General features: G+C 62.6%; 14 protein-coding genes, 1 tRNA gene and 1 riboswitch. Of the genes, 7 read left to right on the top strand and 8 right to left on the bottom strand.

Going from position 1 to position 17427, the window contains the following annotated elements; all coding sequences use genetic code 11:
* Positions 1 to 59 precede the first annotated feature (59 nt).
* The 5 genes from HK22_RS08850 (at position 60) to HK22_RS15445 (ending at position 5958) form a co-directional block, all read left to right on the top strand.
* On the top strand, positions 60 to 1445 hold the full coding sequence (locus tag HK22_RS08850; RefSeq protein ID WP_198945516.1) for a replication-associated recombination protein A: 1386 nt from the start codon (positions 60 to 62) through the stop codon (positions 1443 to 1445).
* On the top strand, positions 1442 to 2452 hold the full coding sequence (locus HK22_RS08845; protein ID WP_062030088.1) for an RluA family pseudouridine synthase: 1011 nt from the start codon (positions 1442 to 1444) through the stop codon (positions 2450 to 2452). The genes HK22_RS08850 and HK22_RS08845 overlap by 4 nt, the downstream gene beginning before the upstream one ends.
* Positions 2449 to 4980 (top strand): AsmA family protein, encoded by a 2532-nt coding sequence (locus tag HK22_RS08840; protein ID WP_086648996.1) that lies wholly within the window; start codon positions 2449 to 2451, stop codon positions 4978 to 4980. The genes HK22_RS08845 and HK22_RS08840 overlap by 4 nt, the downstream gene beginning before the upstream one ends.
* Entirely contained in the window at positions 4977 to 5672 is a 696-nt protein-coding gene (locus HK22_RS08835) for an ATP12 family protein (protein WP_086648995.1), read from the top strand. Before HK22_RS08840 ends, HK22_RS08835 begins: the two co-directional genes overlap by 4 nt.
* Positions 5673 to 5826: 154 nt before the next feature.
* The gene (locus HK22_RS15445; protein WP_255308563.1) at positions 5827 to 5958 is read left to right on the top strand and encodes a hypothetical protein; all 132 of its coding nucleotides are present in this window, start codon (positions 5827 to 5829) and stop codon (positions 5956 to 5958) included.
* A 77-nt stretch (positions 5959 to 6035) separates the two neighbouring features.
* Here HK22_RS15445 and HK22_RS08830 read toward each other — a convergent pair whose 3' ends face one another.
* The 3 genes from HK22_RS08830 to metZ form a co-directional block, all read right to left on the bottom strand.
* Positions 6036 to 7202 (bottom strand): bifunctional 2-C-methyl-D-erythritol 4-phosphate cytidylyltransferase/2-C-methyl-D-erythritol 2,4-cyclodiphosphate synthase, encoded by a 1167-nt coding sequence (locus HK22_RS08830; protein WP_086649116.1) that lies wholly within the window; start codon positions 7200 to 7202, stop codon positions 6036 to 6038.
* 84 nt (positions 7203 to 7286) lie between these two features.
* Positions 7287 to 7760 carry a Co2+/Mg2+ efflux protein ApaG gene (gene apaG / locus HK22_RS08825; protein WP_062030082.1) on the bottom strand — a complete coding sequence of 158 codons (474 nt, stop codon included), beginning with the start codon at positions 7758 to 7760 and terminating at the stop codon, positions 7287 to 7289.
* A gap of 41 nt (positions 7761 to 7801) precedes the next feature.
* A complete protein-coding gene (metZ, locus tag HK22_RS08820) occupies positions 7802 to 8995 on the bottom strand; it encodes an O-succinylhomoserine sulfhydrylase (RefSeq protein ID WP_198945515.1) in 1194 nt (397 codons plus the stop codon).
* Positions 8996 to 9067: 72 nt separating this feature from the next.
* Positions 9068 to 9147, bottom strand: a riboswitch (SAM riboswitch).
* A 118-nt stretch (positions 9148 to 9265) separates the two neighbouring features.
* Here metZ and HK22_RS08815 point away from each other — a divergent pair.
* Positions 9266 to 9339, top strand: a tRNA-Gly gene (locus HK22_RS08815).
* Positions 9340 to 9361: 22 nt separating this feature from the next.
* Here the strand turns inward: HK22_RS08815 and HK22_RS08810 are convergent.
* The 5 genes from HK22_RS08810 to HK22_RS08790 form a co-directional block, all read right to left on the bottom strand.
* Positions 9362 to 9901 (bottom strand): hypothetical protein, encoded by a 540-nt coding sequence (locus HK22_RS08810; protein ID WP_198945514.1) that lies wholly within the window; start codon positions 9899 to 9901, stop codon positions 9362 to 9364.
* A gap of 52 nt (positions 9902 to 9953) precedes the next feature.
* On the bottom strand, positions 9954 to 10703 hold the full coding sequence (locus tag HK22_RS08805) for a 2OG-Fe dioxygenase family protein (protein WP_062030075.1): 750 nt from the start codon (positions 10701 to 10703) through the stop codon (positions 9954 to 9956).
* Between the two features lie 80 nt (positions 10704 to 10783).
* Positions 10784 to 12013 (bottom strand): NAD(P)/FAD-dependent oxidoreductase, encoded by a 1230-nt coding sequence (locus HK22_RS08800; RefSeq protein ID WP_086648992.1) that lies wholly within the window; start codon positions 12011 to 12013, stop codon positions 10784 to 10786.
* Positions 12014 to 12145: 132 nt separating this feature from the next.
* Positions 12146 to 13381 carry a bifunctional glutamate N-acetyltransferase/amino-acid acetyltransferase ArgJ gene (argJ, locus tag HK22_RS08795; protein WP_086648991.1) on the bottom strand — a complete coding sequence of 412 codons (1236 nt, stop codon included), beginning with the start codon at positions 13379 to 13381 and terminating at the stop codon, positions 12146 to 12148.
* A gap of 4 nt (positions 13382 to 13385) precedes the next feature.
* Positions 13386 to 14312 (bottom strand): peptidylprolyl isomerase, encoded by a 927-nt coding sequence (locus HK22_RS08790; RefSeq protein WP_062029170.1) that lies wholly within the window; start codon positions 14310 to 14312, stop codon positions 13386 to 13388.
* Between the two features lie 313 nt (positions 14313 to 14625).
* Here HK22_RS08790 and secA point away from each other — a divergent pair, with 313 nt between their 5' ends.
* Positions 14626 to 17400: a preprotein translocase subunit SecA gene (gene secA, locus HK22_RS08785; protein WP_086649115.1), complete on the top strand. Its 2775-nt coding sequence runs from the start codon at positions 14626 to 14628 to the stop codon at positions 17398 to 17400.
* Positions 17401 to 17427 lie beyond the last annotated feature (27 nt).

Below are 17427 nucleotides of genomic sequence, written 5' to 3'. Positions count from 1 at the left end.
CCCATATCTGAGGAAGAATTCGAAGGACATTCGCGGAGCGGGGGACGCCAGTGACGGACATGACAGATCTTTTCGGCGGCGCTCCCGGGGGGAAGCGTCCGTCCAGCCATGCTCCGGAGCCTGCGCGGCGAGAGCGTTCGGTCGAAGCGCCGCAGGTGCAGCGCCGTCCGCCCTCGCGCACGCAGCCTCTGGCGGATCGTCTTCGGCCGAAGCGGCTGGAAGACGTGCGGGGGCAGGATCATCTGCTCGGGCCTGAGGGCACGTTAACGCGGATGCTGGCGCGCGGGACGCTGTCCAGCCTGATCCTGTGGGGCGGTCCGGGATGTGGCAAGACGACGATCGCGCGGCTGCTCGCAGGACGGGCCGGGCTGTTTTATTCCCAGATTTCGGCGGTCTTTTCGGGCGTGGCGGATCTGCGCCGGGCGTTTGAGGAAGCGGATCAGAAACAGGCGGCGACCGGCAAGGGCACGCTGCTGTTCGTGGACGAGATCCATCGCTTCAATCGCGCACAGCAGGACGGGTTTCTGCCCTATGTGGAGCGCGGAACGGTGGTTCTGGTGGGAGCGACCACCGAAAATCCGTCCTTTGCGCTGAATGCGGCGCTGCTCTCGCGGTGTCAGGTTCTGGTGCTGAACCGGCTGGATGATGCGAGCCTTGAAAGTCTGCTGGAACATGCGGAAGAGGAAGTCGGCCGTCCGCTGCCGCTCGATCCCGAAGCGAGGGCCAGTCTGCGCGCCATGGCGGATGGAGACGGGCGTTATCTGCTGAACATGGTCGAGCAGCTTGTGGCGCTTGATCCATCAAAAGTGCTGACGCCGCGTGATCTGGCAGCGATCCTGTCCCGCCGGGCGATCCTCTATGACCGGGACCGGGAAGAGCACTACAACCTCATTTCCGCCCTGCACAAATCGCTGCGGGGCAGTGATCCGGATGCGGCTCTGTACTGGTTTGCGCGGATGCTGGAGGGCGGGGAGGACCCGCGCTACATCGCCCGGCGTCTGACGCGGTTCGCGGCCGAGGATGTGGGGCAGGCCGATCCCTCCGCGCTGCCGATGGCCGTGGCGGGATGGCAGACCTATGAGCGGCTGGGCTCTCCGGAAGGGGAGCTGGCGCTGGCGCAGGTCGTTGTGCATCTGGCGACAGCGCCGAAATCCAATGCGGTCTATGCGGCTTATAAAGCGGCCCGGGCTCTGGCGCGTGATACCGGTAGTCTGATGCCGCCGTCGCATATTCTGAATGCGCCGACGTCCCTGATGAAGGATATCGGGTACGGCAAGGGCTATGAATACGACCACGACAGCGAGGACGCATTTTCGGGTCAGAACTACTTTCCGGAAGGGATGCCCAGAGCGTCCCTTTATCATCCCACGGACCGCGGACATGAGGGGCGTATCAGAAAACTTCTGGACATGCGGGCCGCCAAGAGGGCATCCCGCGAACCATGACAGTTACCAACCGCATCGTGACCGAGGATGAGGCCGATATTCGCCTCGACCGCTGGTTCAGACGTCACTACCCCAATCTGACGCAGGGCGCGCTCCAGAAGCTGTGCCGCAAGGGACAGATCCGCGTGGAGGGAGGCCGTGTTCAGACCAATACGCGCCTGATCCCCGGACAGAGCGTTCGCATCCCGCCGCTGCCGGATGTGGACAAGCCCGCTCCGCTGCCCCCACCGGACCCGATGCTGGAGCGCGAGATCCGCAAGATGGTGATTTACGAGGACGAGCATCTGCTGGTTCTCGACAAGCCGTCCGGTCTTGCGACGCAGGGCGGTCCGGGCATTACGAAGCACGTGGACATGATGCTGGACGGCCTGCGGCCCGAGGGCGGGGATCGTCCGCGTCTGGTGCACCGCATCGACCGTGATACGTCCGGCATCCTGCTAATTGCGCGCACGCCAGGTGTGGCGGCGAAGCTTGCGGCGGCGTTCCGCGGTCGCGATGTGGAGAAGACGTACTGGGCTGTGGTTGTCGGGCGGCCTTCGCCGGAATCCGGCATCATCGACCAGCCTCTGGCCAAGATCGGTGCGGGTGGCGCGGCTCTGGTGATCGCGGCCTCACGCGATGAGGAAGACGCGGCGTCGGCCAAGACGGACTATGCGACGCTGGACGCGGCCGGAAAGAAGCTGAGCTGGCTGAAGCTGTCTCCGCTGACCGGGCGGACGCATCAGCTTCGTGTGCATACCGAATCCATCGGCACACCGATCCTTGGCGATCCGCGCTATGGCGGGAAGGCCGCGCATCCGGAAGGGTTTATCGACCGGCTGCATCTGCATGCGCGCCAGCTTGATATTCCCCATCCTGCCGGTGGGCGCCTGATCGTGACGGCCCCTCTGCCGCCGCATATGCGCGAGACGTTCCGGACGCTGGGCTTCGTGCCGGGTGAAACGCCCGCGCCCAAGCGCGTTCGGGGCAGCGGGAGCAGCAGCAAGGGCCGGGGGCCTGCGAAATGAAGAAGCTCACCGGCGGTCTGATTGCCGTCATCGTTGCTTTTGTCGGTGTGAGCGTGGCCACCCATGTCCTGATTGATCAGGATGCGCTCCGCGAGCGTGTGGCCGTGGCGCTCCGGCACCAGACCGGGCTTTCGATGCAGGTCCGTCATTCGTCGGTGCAGCTTCTGCCCTGGCCGGCCTTCGAGGCCTCCGATGTCGTTCTGACGCGCGATGGACAGACGCCGGTTCTCAAGGCTCATACGATCCATGCGGGGATTGCCATTTTCGCCCTGCTACACCGTGAGGTGCGGTTTCAGGACGTTGTGATCGAGAAGGCGACGGTCAATCTGGTGCGCGGTTCGGATGGACAGGCCAACTGGTCTCTGACGCCGGATCGTGAGGACGAGGATGCCTCCCTGCCGGTGAAGACACGGAGCGGCCAGCGGATTCATGCGCACTGGGACCTGTCGCTTGATGGGCTGCATGTCACGCAGACCGCTGTTCTCTGGAATGATCGTCTGACCCGCACCAGCGGATCGTTCGGTCTGGATGTGCTGGATCTGGCGGGGCTGCGCAGCCCCAGTCCGTGGATCAGCCTTCAGGGACATCATGCCGGGACGCCGTTCACGCTCAAGGGGCATATCGGCAATCTGTCGCAGCTGCGGGGTACCCAGCCGGGGAATGTACAGCCTTGGGCGTTCAGCGTCGGCACGACGCTGGGTGAGGGCGACAGGCGGGACTGGCTCAATCTGGACGGGCGGATCGGCAATCCGTCCCGGATGGAAAACGTGCTGCTGACGGTCCAGGGCGAGTGGCCCAACCTTCAGGACGCGCATCGTCTGTTCCCGCATGCCAACCTGCCGAATGTTCCGTCTCTGGGCGGAGATGTCGCGCTTCAGGGCAGCCCCGGTTCGCTGGCCGGTCTGGACGGGAGCGCGCTGCTGCACCGGCTTGTGGAGACGATGACGCCCACGCGCGTTCATCTGCATGCCGGTTCTGTCGGGCTGAGACAGGGTGCGGTCCAGAATCTCCATCTTGATGCTGCGGCTCCGGATGCGGCGCTGACGGTCACGGCGGATACGCAGTGGCGCGATACGGGGTGGCATGTGGAAGCCGGGGCCGGAACGATGCAGCAGGCGCTTACGGCCTGGCGGAATGGCCTGCAGACTGCGGTGCCGCTGACGGCGGAACTGCGCAGCCAGACCACGCTCCTCTCCGGTGCGCCATCCCTCAATGCGCAGGACAAGGCCCGTGTCGCCGTTTCGGGAACGGTTGGTGCGGAGAGTGGGCATCTGGTGGCGGAAGGGAGCGGCAAAACACTCCATCTGCCGGGTGCGCTCCTGCATGATGTGAGCCTGCATGGCACGCTGGAGACACATGACCGCGAAAGCCTTTCGCTTGATGGCCTGACATTCGGCAGTCAGGAACTGTCTGTGGATGGGGCTCTGAAGGTGGTTCTGGGGCAGGGCGTGCCGCCGGTCGTGAGCGGAAACATTCATGCCGCGAACATGGATCTGGACGTGCTCAAGGGGCTCTGGCTTGAGCCGGCCCCCAAAGCTGCTGCTGCGCCGGTTGCGGCCGCTCCGAATGCGACGGAAAGCCCGTCGCAGGACGTGAAGAGCGTTCCGGCCCAGGCGGAGGAACATCCGTCCGCCGGGATCCAGAGCGCTCCGGATCCCACGCCAGTCTGGGTCAGGCGTCTGCGGGCGCAGGATCTGAACCTGCGTCTGGCGGCTGATCACGTCGTGTTTGCGGGGCGGGAGTATACCGGTCTGGCGACGCGCCTGACGCTTTCGGGCGGCCATCTGCGTCTGGACCCGATTTCCGGGCAGGCGCAGGGGCTGACGCTTTCAGGGATGGCGGAGCTGGATGCCGGTGCGCTTCCGGTTACGGGGAACGTGACGTTCCAGCCGCTTATTCTGCCGGCCGGTCTGCTGGAGACGCGGCTTGGAATGCCGCTTCTGCTTCAGGGGCCTGTGCAGGTCGTGGGGTATCTCTCGGCCCGGGGCAACAGCGCTGACGAAATGCGGCAGTCGCTGGAGGGACATCTGGGCCTCTCGATGGTGGACGGTCAGGTGCAGAGCGCGCTGCTCGGGCAGATGGCAGGGTCTGCGGCCAGTGTGGTCCTTGGGAAAGGGGATTGGTCGCTGCGCTGTCTGGGGCTGCATATGAGTATTGCAAACGATATGGCGCATATCGACACGCTGGGGCTCCAGTCCGGGCGCTTTTCTGTCTCCGGGAGTGGGACGGTCGGTCTTGGGACGCAGGTTCTGGATCTGCGCCTTCTGCCGGTGGTGGATTTTGAAGGCGCGGGGGCGTCCACACCCGTGGTTCTGACGGGCACGCTGGAGGCGCCGCATGTCGCGCAGGACCGGGATGCGGGCGGCAATTTCCATGTAACGATCGGCGGGGATGGCAATGCTGCCGATCCATGCACGGCGCCCCTCGCTGCTGCGCGTGAGGGACAGCCGGGTCCGGCCCCCGAGGCGGTCAAGGTCCATCATTCGAAAGCCGGGGACATCCTGCGCGCTCTGGGAGTTCTGCATTGAGCGGGCACAAGCGTTTCTGGAAAGCGGTTTCGGTAGTATCCGAGAACGGCCTGTTCGAACCGCGTCTGGATGGACGGCCGATCCGTCTGCCGCAGGGACGGGTTCTGGCCGTCCGGTCGTCTGCTCTGGCCGAGGCTATTGCCGGGGAGTGGGGAGGGATTGCGGAAAATGCGTCCTTCACGCCTGATGCGCTGCCCCTGACCCGGATCGCCGGGACGATGATCGAGAGGATCGCGCCGGAGCCGCGGGCAGCACGGGACATGCTCCTCGGACTCGGGGTGGATGACGGACTCTGTTATTGCGAAGACGGGATCGGGCCAGTTGCGAAGCAGGTTTTTGCCTGGCTTTCGGGTTACGGGATCCACCCGAGTGTAACCGATGGTCTCATGCCGGTCGTACAGCAGGAGGGATATCTGGACGCTTTGGCCCAGCTGCTGGCAGGGCGGGACGATCTGGAACTTGCGGTTCTGGGCGTTCTGGCACAGGCGACGGGCAGCCTGCTTCTGTCGCTTGCGGTCGTGGGAGGGGCTGTCAGCCTCGTGGATACGGTTTTCTGGGCTAATCACGACGAAAAGTCCCAGCTTGCGACATGGGGGCAGGATGAGGAACTCGTCCGCACGATGGAAAATCGCGAGAAAGATATTCTCGATGCGGGACTGTTCCTGACACTGGGGCGCAAGGTTTCGATCTGAGAGGAAAATGCCCTGAATGGGGCATGATCTTGCCATATTCGGGGATCATTGAAGGCCTTGCCATGTGACAGAACGAGATGATTGGTGACTCGCCCCCGCCAGGGCCCGGGCGCTATTTCCGGTTCTGTCGAATACTGTCAGAGTCGAGGAAATTATGTCTGTATCCGTTCGTAAGCCCCTGCTGCGTCACATGGGTACCCGTATCGTGAAAACCTGCTCCATAGGAGCTTGGCTTTTTCTGGCTGCGACACCGCTGATCGTAGTGGTGTGCGCCATTCACGGCTGATTTTCCGGTTATTCAGGCAATAAAAAAGCCCGGTTTCCGTGAGGAAGGCCGGGCTTTTTCGTAACCGGAACTGCCGGTCAGGCTTCTCCGTTATCCGGGACCATGATGCTGACGGTCGCGGTGGCGGCAATCCCTTCTTCACGGCCCGTAAAGCCCAGGCGCTCGGAGGTCGTGGCTTTGACCGAGATGCGGCTGACGCTGACCTTCAGCAGATCGGCAAGGCGCTGACGCATGGCTTCGGCATGGGGGCCGATCTTGGGGCGTTCGCAGATTAGCGTGATGTCGGCGTTCACGAGGAATCCGCCGCGCTCGCGGATGCGTTCGCCAGCGTGGATTAGGAAGCGTGCCGAGTCCATGTCCTTCCATTCATTGTCGGAAGGCGGGAAATGGCGGCCGATATCGCCTTCAGCCAGTGCGCCGTAAATGGCATCGCACAGCGTGTGGATGCCGACATCGGCGTCGGAATGCCCGGCGAGGCCCTTCGTATGGGGCACCTCGATACCACACAGGATCAGCTTGCGGCCTTCCTCGAAGGCATGGACGTCATAGCCCAGTCCGACGCGGGGCAGCAGGTTCCGGTCAATCACACCTTCAAGACGCATCAGGTCCTCCGCAACAGTCAATTTGATATTGTCTTCCGACCCCTGAACGATCGCCACCGGATGGCCTGCCTGTTCGAGCAGGGCGGCGTCGTCGGTGCGGGCATCGCGCAGGGTACGGTGAAGTTCGAGCAGGGTGCCGAAGCGGAAGCCCTGCGGGGTCTGGGCACGCCACAGTCCGTCCCGCGGGACGGTGTCGACGATGATGCCGTCGGTGGCCTTCTTGATCGTGTCGATGACGGCGACGGCCGGGATCACGCCCTCATGGGTTTTCAGCGCGTTGATGACGTTTTGTACGACGTCTGCCGGGACGCAGGGGCGGGCGCCGTCATGAACCAGCACCAGATCGGGCGGCTCGGGGAGGGCAGCAAGGGTTTCGAGGCCGTTGCGCACGCTGTCATGGCGTTCCGCGCCACCACTGACGGGCGGCAACACGTCCAGCCCTTTCAGGCTGTCGGCCAGCAGGGGATCGTCCCCAACCGGCAGGAGCACGTCCACATGCGGCAGGAGGGCTTCGGCGGCTCTGCGGATGACGGGTTTGCCCCGCAGCATCCGAAACTGCTTGGAAGAATTGTCCCCGTTCGGCGAGGACGCATCGAAGCGCCGGCCACGACCGGCAGCGAGAAGAAGGGCAGCGATACGCATGGGGGAGGAATGGGCCGGGACGGCAGGGACGTCAAGGTCGCGCTGCTGTCCGCGCCGTTCTGCGCAGGTTCCCGGCACGGCCTGTCAGTGGATCAGCGTGCTGTCGTGGGGGCTGTCGAGGCTGAACACGGGGATGCTGACGTCGAAGCGATGGCCCGAACGCGGCTCCAGCATATGATAGGTGCCGTGCATGAATCCCGAGGGCGTGGTCAGCATTGCGCCGGACGTGTAGTCGAACTGTTCCTGCGGGGCGATCACCGGCTGTTCGCCGACGACGCCATCGCCATGGACATGCTCCTTGCGGCCCAGTCCATCCACGATTTCCCAACTCCGGGACAGGAGCTGGAAGGTGTCTTTCCGCTCGTTCTCGATGCTGATGTGATAGGCCCAGGCGTACTGGTGGTCTTCAGGATGGGACTGGTCGTCCAGCCAGAAGGTCCGGACCGTGACTGTCACGTCGTCCGTGGTTTTGCTGAAGCATGGTGCAGTTTCCATGGCTTCGGCGAGTGCCGTTTCGGGGTCGGCATGGAGAAGGGGGTGGGATGACTTGTCAGGCATAATGCCATTGTAAAGCCATCCCGCCCTTTTGTCAGGAAAACTTATGCAAGGGCCGCAACTGCTGCGGCACCGCGCTTCAGATCGTCGATCAGGTCTGCAGGATCTTCGAGGCCGACGGAGAGGCGAATGGCTCCGTCCGTGATGCCCAGGCGCGCGCGTTCGTCTTCGCTGACGCGCATATGGGTCGTCGTGGCGGGATGCGTTGCAAGGCTGCGGGCGTCGCCAAGATTGTTGGAAATCGCGATGACCTTGAAGGCATTCATGAAGGCGAATGCGCCTTCACGGCCTTTGTCCACCACGAACGCCACCATGGAGCCACCATTACTCATTTGTTTTGCGGCAAGTTCATGCTGCGGATGGTCGGCGCGACCCGGGTAGCGGACCTGAACAACACCCGGCAGTTCGGCCAGCGCATCGGCGACGGCAGCGGCATTGCGGGCCATGGCGTCCGTCCGGAGCTGGAGCGTTTCCAGACCCTTGAGCAGAACCCAGGCGTTGAACGGCGAGAGGGCATTGCCGGTATTGCGGGTGTAGGGCTGAAGCGTCTCGTTGATCCATGCGCTGGACCCGAGCACTGCGCCGCCAAGAACACGGCCCTGACCGTCGATATGTTTCGTACAGGAATAGACGATCACATCGGCGCCCAGCTTGAGCGGGGATTGTCCAAGCGGTGTTGCGAACACGTTGTCCACGATCAGCAGGCCGCCAGCCTTGTGCGTCAGCTCGGCCACGCGGGCGATGTCGAGGACGTCGAGCATCGGGTTGGACGGGCTTTCGATCAGAACCGCAGCCGTCGGCTTGGAAAGAGCGCGCTCCCAGGCGTCGTAATCCGTGCCATCCACCAGTTCGGTCTCGATGCCGTAGCGGGGCAGGAGGTTGGTGACGATCCAGTAGCAGGAGCCGAAAATGGCGCGGGAGGCCACGACGCGGTCTCCGGCTTTTACATGCGACAGGATAGCCGAGGAGACGGCGCCCATGCCGGTTGCGGTGGCAACGCAGGCTTCAGCACCCTCGAGGAGTGCGAGGCGCTCCTGAAGTGTATCGACGGTTGGGTTGCCGAAGCGGGAATACTGGAAATGCTGGACGTCGCCCGTGAAGGTTGCGGCGGCCTGTTCAGCACTGTCATAGACGAAGCCGGAGGTCAGGAAGAGCGCTTCCGAGGTCTCGCCGAATTCTGTGCGGTTCGGGGCTTCGTGCAGGAGGCGCGTGGCGGTGCGCCAGTTTTCTGTAGACATGATGTGTCCCTCCATAAAACGCCCTGCTGAACAGGACGCATGTGGCGGGCCGTGGAAGTCCTGGGAATCGTTCGATAACGACGCAGGGCCTCTTTAGCGCAATTCTTTAACCTCGCCGCAAGCCGGCCGCTCAAATCACGAGGGTCAGCTACGTCGGAGCGCTTCTGACAGCCGGACTATGGGCTGTATTTCGGTTTTGCGTCAACACCCTGAAGTTCGGGTGGGGTGGATTGCGGAAGAAAGGCGGAGCAGCTATGCTCAACGCCGAGTGCGGGCGTAGTTCAATGGTAGAACGGCAGCTTCCCAAGCTGCATACGGGGGTTCGATTCCCCTCGCCCGCTCCAGACCTTCCAGAAAAAACAGCAGTTATTTGGGCATCGGCGGGGCGCTGAGCGTGTCCTGATATTCCTTGCCGTTCCAGATCCAGTGATCGTTCGGGCTGACCAGAAGGTCGTGCATGCCTTTATGGCGTGTGGGCAGGACGGAAATATCGCCGTTCACCGAGTCCAGAACCGTGTTCCAAGTATCGTTGTGCTTCAGATAGACCGAGGTGGTGCAGCCTGCGGAGCCGCAGAGGCGGGCGGACTGGAGCTGTACGAACAGGGCTTCGTCATTCTTGCCGGACGAGAGCGATGCGGAACCGACGAGCACAACCGGCTGATCGTGATGCTTGGCCGCGTCCTGCAGGTCGTCCTCGTTCAGTTTGCGGGCGTCTTCATCCAGCTTCGTTCCCGGATGCGCCGTGAGGATGACGGGGGCTGCACCGGCATTGGCAGGCTGCGCGGCGTGACGCGTATGGTGATGGTTTTTGCCGGTGGCGGCATCCGCACAGGACAACGCTGCGGGGAGCATGACGGACAGGGCCAGAACTGCCGCGCGGCGGGAAAGAATCTGCTGGATCGACATAAGACCTATCATAACACGAAATTGAAAACGGGCATCTGTGAAGGTTCTGATGTCATTCATGACGCAGCGTGACCACGAGCACGTCCCGATAAGCCGGCTGAGATGGATCGACAGGCTGCACCGCTGTAACGCCGTGATAGACGCGGTGATCGTCCACGATGGCGGCATCGAGCGGATTGATGAGGGTAAAGGACCCCAGCGGTTCCTTTCGCATGTCGTGGATGGTGGTGACGCCCTGTTCCACGTTGTGACGGGCAACCATGAGGACCAGAACCCAGTCCACACCGTCGCGGTGCAGGCCCTCAGGTGTGGGGCGTCCTTCATTGCCGGGACGGGCCTCAATGCGGAACTGATGCACCTCGACATGCCAGGACGGGGGCTTTTCAGTAGGTGGCGTCAGGGCATCCGCGATCGTGCTGATGGTGCGGATTGCGGCTGTCATGGCGGGATGGGATGCCGTCGAATCCGCCACGGCCGGAAACCAGCGTTCAACGCCGCCATTGAGCAGGTTGTAGTCCCGGCTCTGGTAATGGGGCTGGTGTTTTTTGCGTGTGATGGTCTCGCCCGAGACGGCGAAGGTCGCATAGCGGCGACGGCGGTAACGGCCGCCGTCCGCCATGTAACGGTCAAGGCCCAGATGGTTCCAGCTCTCGGCGAAGCCCTGCCAGTCGGTCAGGCCTTCATGTTCGAGCAGCGGGCGTGTGGTCTGGGCCTGAAGGAAGGCGAACCCTTTTTCCAGCAGGGTGTCTTCGATGCCGGTCAGAACCCTGTCAAAGGGCGGGGAGAGATCGGTGGGGCTCATGAATCCTCGGAACAGGGGACGCAGGGTCTGGGGACACTACGTTCCACATTCCCCCTTTGACAGGGTTCTGAAAAGGGTTTTCAGCTCCCCAGATCAGGTTTGACCGGAGAAAGATGCTCGCGGAGCGTGCTGCAGGCCGTCGGTGTGACGCCCAGAATGCCCGCGAGATGCTGACGGTACAGGCCTTCATGGATCAGGCGCGCGGCCAGACCCGAGAGCAGACCGCCCCCGAAACTGCGCTTGGCGTCCAGCATACCCCAGCCGTTATAGTCCCCGAGGGCTACGACAGCGCCACGATCGTTATAAGCGAACGGGGCGGGGGTCTTGCCGGCGATGATGTCCGGCAGGGCGCGTCCGATATACTGACCCTGCTGGCGTGCGGCCTGTGCCGTGGGGGCAATCGGCGCGGCGTCGATGCGGGAGCAGTCACCGATCGCGAAGACGGACGGGTCCTGCGTGGTCTGAAGCGTCGTGGTGACGCCAAGCTGGCCTGAGCGACCGCGTTCCAGACCTTCGAGAAGGTTCGTGGCATCCGAAGCACGGACGCCAGCTGCCCAGACGCGGAGGCTGGCGGGGATATGTTCGCCGGATTTGAGGCTGAAACCCGTTTCGTCCGCACCGACGACCATGGCTTCGGTTCGCACGGAAATCCCGAGCTTTTCGAGCTGGCGTGCGGCGGCCGAGGAGACGGCTTCAGGGAAGGCCGGAAGGATGCGTGGTCCGGTTTCGATCAGCACGGCGTTCAGCAGGGATTTGCGAACGGCAGGACCCAGACCGCGGGCGTCGTCAATGGACTTGCACAGCTCGGCAATGAGCTGGACGCCCGTTGCACCTCCGCCGACAATGCCGACGGAGAGCTTTTCGCCAGCCGCCCGGGCCTTCTGGACCGCTTCGCGGAAGGTTGCGAACAGGGCATCGGCATCGTTCAGGCTGTCAATGAACATGCAGTGATCGACAATGCCGGGAATGCCGAAATCATTCGCGCGCGAGCCGAGGGCCACCACCAGATAGTCGTAGGGCAGCGTGGCGCCGGTATCGAGCGAGACTGTCTTACTGTCGCGGTTGAACGTCGTGGGGCTGCCCTGGACGAAGGTGAAGCCGAATTTGGCTGCTGTTTCAGTAAAGGGGATGCAGTTGCCCTGATGCTGCATGGTACCTGCAGCGAATTCGTGAAGGGCCGGTTTCCAGTAATGGATGGGGCTGCGATCAACGAGTGTCAGGGAAATATTCTGGTGACGGCCCAGAGCCGCAGCGGCTTCAAGCCCACCGACGCCACCGCCAAGAACAAGCACGCGAGCTGCAGCAGACATGGACATTTTCCTTATATCAGGTGCGAAACGGCACCCGGTTTTGCGAGCGCCTGAAGTGTATCAACAACAGATTTTGCTATCGACAGAGGCGGGGACGCACAAGCCCCGCTCTCGCTGACGTGTTGGATGCGTTTAGCTGCGGTAGGAGCCATTGATGTCGATGTAGCCATGCGTCAGATCGCAGGTCCAGACACGGGCCTCGCCGTCACCGAGGCCGAGATCGACGACGATTTCGATTTCCTGACCCTTCATGTGGGCAACCACCGGGGCTTCGTCATAATTCTCGACGACGCCACCTTCTCTGGCGATCCACGTGCCACCGATGGCGACGGAAAGCCGGTCGCGATCTGCTGGTTCGCCGCTTTTTCCAACGGCCATGACCACACGGCCCCAGTTGGCGTCCTCGCCCGCGATGGCGGTTTTTACGAGGGGGGAATTGGCGATGCAGAGCGCGATACGGTGGGCGGAAAGGTTGCTTTCAGCGCCCGTGACGCCGATGCGGACGAGCTTTGTTGCCCCTTCGCCGTCGCGGACCACCATGAGCGCGAGCTCCAGCAGGAGGTCGTTCAGCGCAAGGGTAAACTCGGCGAGAGCGGGGTCGTTGATGTCGTCGATCTCGGGATTGTCAGCCAGTCCGGTGGCGAACAGCATCAGCATGTCCGATGTGGACGTGTCCGAATCGACGGTGATGGCGTTGAAACTCTGGGAACAGCCCGAGGCCAGCAGGGACTGAAGGATGTTCTGCGGCAGTTTCGCGTCGGTTGCGACATAGGCCAGCATCGTGGCCATGTCGGGAGCCACCATCCCCGAACCCTTGGCGATGCCCTGAATGCGGACGGACGTTCCGGCAATCGTCACGTCACGGCGTGCGGCCTTGGGGAATGTGTCCGTCGTCATGATGGCGCGGGCGGCATCGGCCCAGCCGTTTTCGTCCAGCCCAGCCTTGGCGGCGGGGAGGGCCCCGATGATGCGGTCCTGGGGGAGTTTTTCGCCGATCACGCCCGTGGACGCGAGAAAGACGTCCTGCGGGGGGCAGTCCAGAAGCCGTGCGGTGGCGTCAGCGCAATCTGCGCAGGCCTGAATTCCGGCGCGACCGGTAAAGACGTTCGCGTTGCCTGCATTGACGAGCAGGGCGCGGGCATAGGGGGTTGTCAGCGCGGTCCGGCACCAGAGCACCGGGGCGCCGGGGCAGGCGTTTTTGGTGTAGACGCCTGCCGCGACCGTGCCGGGGACGAATTCCGCCAGCATCAGGTCCGTACGACCCTGATAGCGGATGCCCGCGGCGACGGCGGAAAGCCGCACGCCCGCAATCGTTGCAAGGTCCGGCAGCGGACGAGCGAGCGGAGAGACGGGGAGCGGCTTTGCCATGGTCTTACTTCTTTGCAGGTGCGGCAGCCGGCGCTGCGTCCGGAATGACCTTGCCCTGTGCGTCGTAGTGAACGACCTTCACCTGGGATTCGGCGTTCTGTACGATGTCACGCACCTTGTCGCGGATCAGTTCCTGACGGACCTGGTCGTGGACCTGATCGAATGTCGGAATCGGAGCAGTACGGGTCGCGAGAACCTGGATCACGTGCCAGCCGTACTGGGTGTGAACAGGGGTCTGGGAGATCGTGTTCGGCTTCATGGCGAAGGCGGCAGCGGAGAAAGCAGGCAGCATGTCGGCCTTCTTGAACCAGCCGAGATCGCCACCATTTGCGCCAGCCGAACCCTTGTCCTTGGAGAGCTGTGCGGCGAGCTTGCCGAAATCAGCACCCTTGTTGAGCTGGGCGATGATGTCCTTGGCCTGCGCTTCGCTGTCCACGAGGATGTGGCGGGCGTGGATCTCTTCTTCCGGCTTCTTGTTCGCATAATGCGTCTGGTAGAAGTCGTGCAGTGTGGAATCGGTGACCAGCGGGCCGACCTTTTCTTCGAGATAGGCGTTCTGCAGGGCGTTCGCGGCAGCGGCGTCCATGGCAGCCTTCACGTCCGGCTTGCGGCTCAGGCCTTCCTTGTCGGCGGCGATCTGAACGGCCTTCTGGTCAACGAGCTGGTTGACGATCAGCGGGATCAGAACGGACGGCTGGATCTGCCGGGCCTGGGGCGGGAGGTTGCCGGCAGCGCGCTGCACGTCACCGAGTGTGATCTTCGAGCCGTTGACGGTCGCGATCAGCATGTCCGGGTTGGCTGCAGGAGCAGGAGCTGCCGCAGGAGCCGTTGCGACCGGAGCGGGAGCAGGGGCGGCGAAAGCCGTCGATGCAGCAACCGATGTGCCGGCCAGGAGGGCTGCGAGAGCGAAAGTGGAGCGGGAAAGCCGCATGTGGGACTACCTCGGATATGACCTGAGAATAAGGATGGCCTGCACCATGACAAAGGCTGGTCCGCCCTGCAAGGGTGCGGTCCGTTACCATTCCTTCACGAGGGTGTCGTATGGGGCACGGGCTGCGGGCTGGATGTGACACTGCGATGACAATGCGGACATTTCCTCAAGGTTCTCTGCGGCCTCTCCATTGACCCTACGCGGCCCCGGTCCTATTTCCAGCAGACGTGAAAATCCTGACGGCACGGTGTGCGGGTCTTTCCGCTTCTGGAAAGATCTGGCGTTCCGGGCCATCGGCATCTCAAGGTTCAGCATGTTCGCACGCCTCGCCCGCGCCCTTTTCGGTTCTGCCAACGATCGCACGCTCAAGGCGTATCAGCGCCGTGTGCCCGAGATCAATGCACTGGAGCCTGCGGTCCAGGCTCTCTCTGACGAGCAGCTCCGACAGAAAACGGTCGAGTTCAGGGAGCGGCTTGAGAAAGGCGAAACCCTGGATGGCCTGCTGGCGGAAGCCTTTGCGGTCTGCCGTGAGGCGTCGCGCCGGGTTCTGGGCAAGCGTCATTTTGATGTGCAGCTCATTGGCGGCATGGTCCTGCATGGCGGTCGGATCGCGGAAATGCGGACGGGCGAGGGCAAGACCCTTGTGGCAACGCTTGCGGTCTATCTGAACGCGCTGAGCGGCAAGGGTGTGCATGTCGTTACGGTCAATGATTATCTTGCACGCCGTGACGCCGAGGAAATGTCTGTTCTGTACAGCTTCCTCGGGCTGACGACGGGTGTGATCATCCCAAACCTGTCCGACGGTGAGCGTCGCGAGGCCTATGCGGCGGACATCACCTACGGCACGAACAACGAGTTCGGCTTCGACTATCTGCGCGACAATATGAAATATTCGCTCGCCGATATGGTGCAGCGTCCGTTCAATCATGCGATCGTGGATGAGGTGGACAGCATCCTGATCGACGAGGCTCGGACGCCGCTCATCATTTCCGGTCCGGCGGATGACAGCTCCGACCTGTATCGCTCTGTCGATGATGTGGTCGTGAAGCTCGTTGAAGAGCCTGACGTCTACGACAAGGACGAGAAGCTGCGTTCGGTCACGCTGACCGAAGAAGGGTCGCACCGTGTCGAAGAGCTTCTGGCGCAGGCCGGGGTGCTTCAGGAAGGCGGCCTTTACGACATTCACAACGTGGCGGTGGTTCATCACGTCCAGCAGTCCCTGCGGGCGCATACGCTGTTCACGCGGGATGTGGATTACATCGTCCGTGAGGGCAAGGTCGTCATCATCGACGAGTTCACCGGTCGTATGATGGACGGGCGCCGCTATTCGGATGGTCTGCATCAGGCGCTGGAAGCCAAGGAGCATGTGGAGATCCAGCAGGAGAATCAGACGCTCGCCTCCATCACGTTCCAGAACTATTTCCGCCTCTACCCGAAGCTTTCGGGCATGACCGGTACGGCCATGACCGAGGCCGACGAGTTCGCGGAAATCTATCACCTCGATGTGGTGGAAATCCCGACGAACCTGCCAGTGCAGCGGATCGACACGGATGACGAGGTTTATCTGACGGCAGCGGAAAAATTCAATGCCGTGGCCGATCTGATCCGCGATATCCACAAGACGGGCCAGCCCATTCTCGTGGGCACGACGTCCATCGAGAAGAGCGAATACCTCTCCCATATCCTCACGCAGCGCGGCATTCCGCATAACGTGCTCAATGCCCGGCAGCATGAGAAGGAAGCCATCATCGTTGCCCAGGCGGGTGCGCCGGGTGCGATCACGATTGCGACCAACATGGCCGGTCGCGGAACCGACATCAAACTGGGCGGCAATATCGAGATGCTGGTGAAGGCCAGTATTGAGCATGTTGAAGACGAAGCACAGCGTACGGCTGTCGAGCAGGACATCCGGGAGAGTATCGAGGAGCATCACGAAGAGGTTCACAAGGCGGGTGGTCTGTATGTGATCGGCACCGAACGCCATGAGAGCCGCCGTGTGGACAACCAGCTTCGCGGCCGTTCGGGCCGTCAGGGCGATCCGGGCAACTCGCGCTTCTTCCTGTCGCTTGAAGATGACCTGATCCGCATTTTCGCCAGCGACCGCATGGGCGCGATGATGCAGAAGATGGGCCTTAAGGAAGGTGAGGCGATTGTTCATCCCTGGCTGAACAAGGCTCTGGAAAAGGCGCAGAAGCGGGTTGAAGCGCGCAATTTCGACATGCGCAAGAACACGCTCAAATATGACGACGTCATGAATGACCAGCGCAAGGAGGTTTATGCCCAGCGCCGCGAATACATGGCGACGGAAGATCTGTCGGGTGTGATCGCCGAACTGCGCGAACACACGATCGAGGATCTGGTGCACGCCCATATTCCCGAAAAATCCTTTGCCGAGGCCTGGGATACGGAAGGGCTGGCGAAAGACGTCTCCCGCATTCTGAACCTGGATCTGCCGATCGCGGACTGGGCGAAGGAAGACGGTATGGATTCCGAAGGCGTGATCGAGCGCATTCAGGCCGAAGCCGCGAAGGCGCAGGCAGCGCGGACGGCTAATATGGGTCCTGAGCTGATGCGCCTGATCGAAAAACAGGTCGTGCTCACGACATTCGATGCGGTCTGGAAAGAGCATCTGCATGGGCTGGACCAGCTCCGTCAGGGCATTGGTCTGCGGGCTTACGGGCAGCGTGATCCGCTGAACGAGTACAAGCAGGAAGCCTTCCAGATGTTCACCGCGATGCTTGACGACATGCGGGTCCGCGTAACGGAGACGATGTGCCGCATTCAGGCCGTGTCCGAGCCGCCGCCGTTCCCGGTCATCAACACCGAGGCGTCCGGCCCGTCCGAAGAGCCTGCTGACCTGTTCGCGCAGGGCACGACGGGTTCGGAAATTCCGGCATCCCTGCCTGTCCGGGAGCCGATGACGGTCTTTCCGTCCGCGGCGCCGATGTCACGTCCGCAGTCCGTGCCGGTAGGGGAAGAGCCTGATGCGGCGACGCTTCAGCGCTGGTATGCGGAGACGCCGCGAAACGCCCTTTGCCCGTGTGGATCGGGTCTGAAGTTCAAACACTGTCATGGCAGGCTCGTCTGAGCCTCTGACGCGACGATAGAGGAAGGA

Origin of the sequence: Gluconobacter sp. DsW_056 (assembly GCF_002153595.1) — a bacterium.
In the GTDB taxonomy this organism is placed as follows: Bacteria; Pseudomonadota; Alphaproteobacteria; order Acetobacterales; family Acetobacteraceae; genus Gluconobacter; species Gluconobacter albidus.
This window is presented reverse-complemented; position numbering and strand designations above follow the sequence as displayed.

Coding starts and splice junctions, on each gene's coding strand:
- HK22_RS08850 (WP_198945516.1), top strand. CDS start 60: ATGACAGATCTTTTCGGCGGCGCTCCCGGGGGGAAGCGTCCGTCCAGC.
- HK22_RS08845 (WP_062030088.1), top strand. CDS start 1,442: ATGACAGTTACCAACCGCATCGTGACCGAGGATGAGGCCGATATTCGC.
- HK22_RS08840 (WP_086648996.1), top strand. CDS start 2,449: ATGAAGAAGCTCACCGGCGGTCTGATTGCCGTCATCGTTGCTTTTGTC.
- HK22_RS15445 (WP_255308563.1), top strand. CDS start 5,827: ATGTCTGTATCCGTTCGTAAGCCCCTGCTGCGTCACATGGGTACCCGT.
- HK22_RS08830 (WP_086649116.1), bottom strand. CDS start 7,202: ATGCGTATCGCTGCCCTTCTTCTCGCTGCCGGTCGTGGCCGGCGCTTC.
- apaG (WP_062030082.1), bottom strand. CDS start 7,760: ATGCCTGACAAGTCATCCCACCCCCTTCTCCATGCCGACCCCGAAACG.
- metZ (WP_198945515.1), bottom strand. CDS start 8,995: ATGTCTACAGAAAACTGGCGCACCGCCACGCGCCTCCTGCACGAAGCC.
- HK22_RS08810 (WP_198945514.1), bottom strand. CDS start 9,901: ATGTCGATCCAGCAGATTCTTTCCCGCCGCGCGGCAGTTCTGGCCCTG.
- HK22_RS08805 (WP_062030075.1), bottom strand. CDS start 10,703: ATGAGCCCCACCGATCTCTCCCCGCCCTTTGACAGGGTTCTGACCGGC.
- HK22_RS08800 (WP_086648992.1), bottom strand. CDS start 12,013: ATGTCTGCTGCAGCTCGCGTGCTTGTTCTTGGCGGTGGCGTCGGTGGG.
- argJ (WP_086648991.1), bottom strand. CDS start 13,381: ATGGCAAAGCCGCTCCCCGTCTCTCCGCTCGCTCGTCCGCTGCCGGAC.
- HK22_RS08790 (WP_062029170.1), bottom strand. CDS start 14,312: ATGCGGCTTTCCCGCTCCACTTTCGCTCTCGCAGCCCTCCTGGCCGGC.
- secA (WP_086649115.1), top strand. CDS start 14,626: ATGTTCGCACGCCTCGCCCGCGCCCTTTTCGGTTCTGCCAACGATCGC.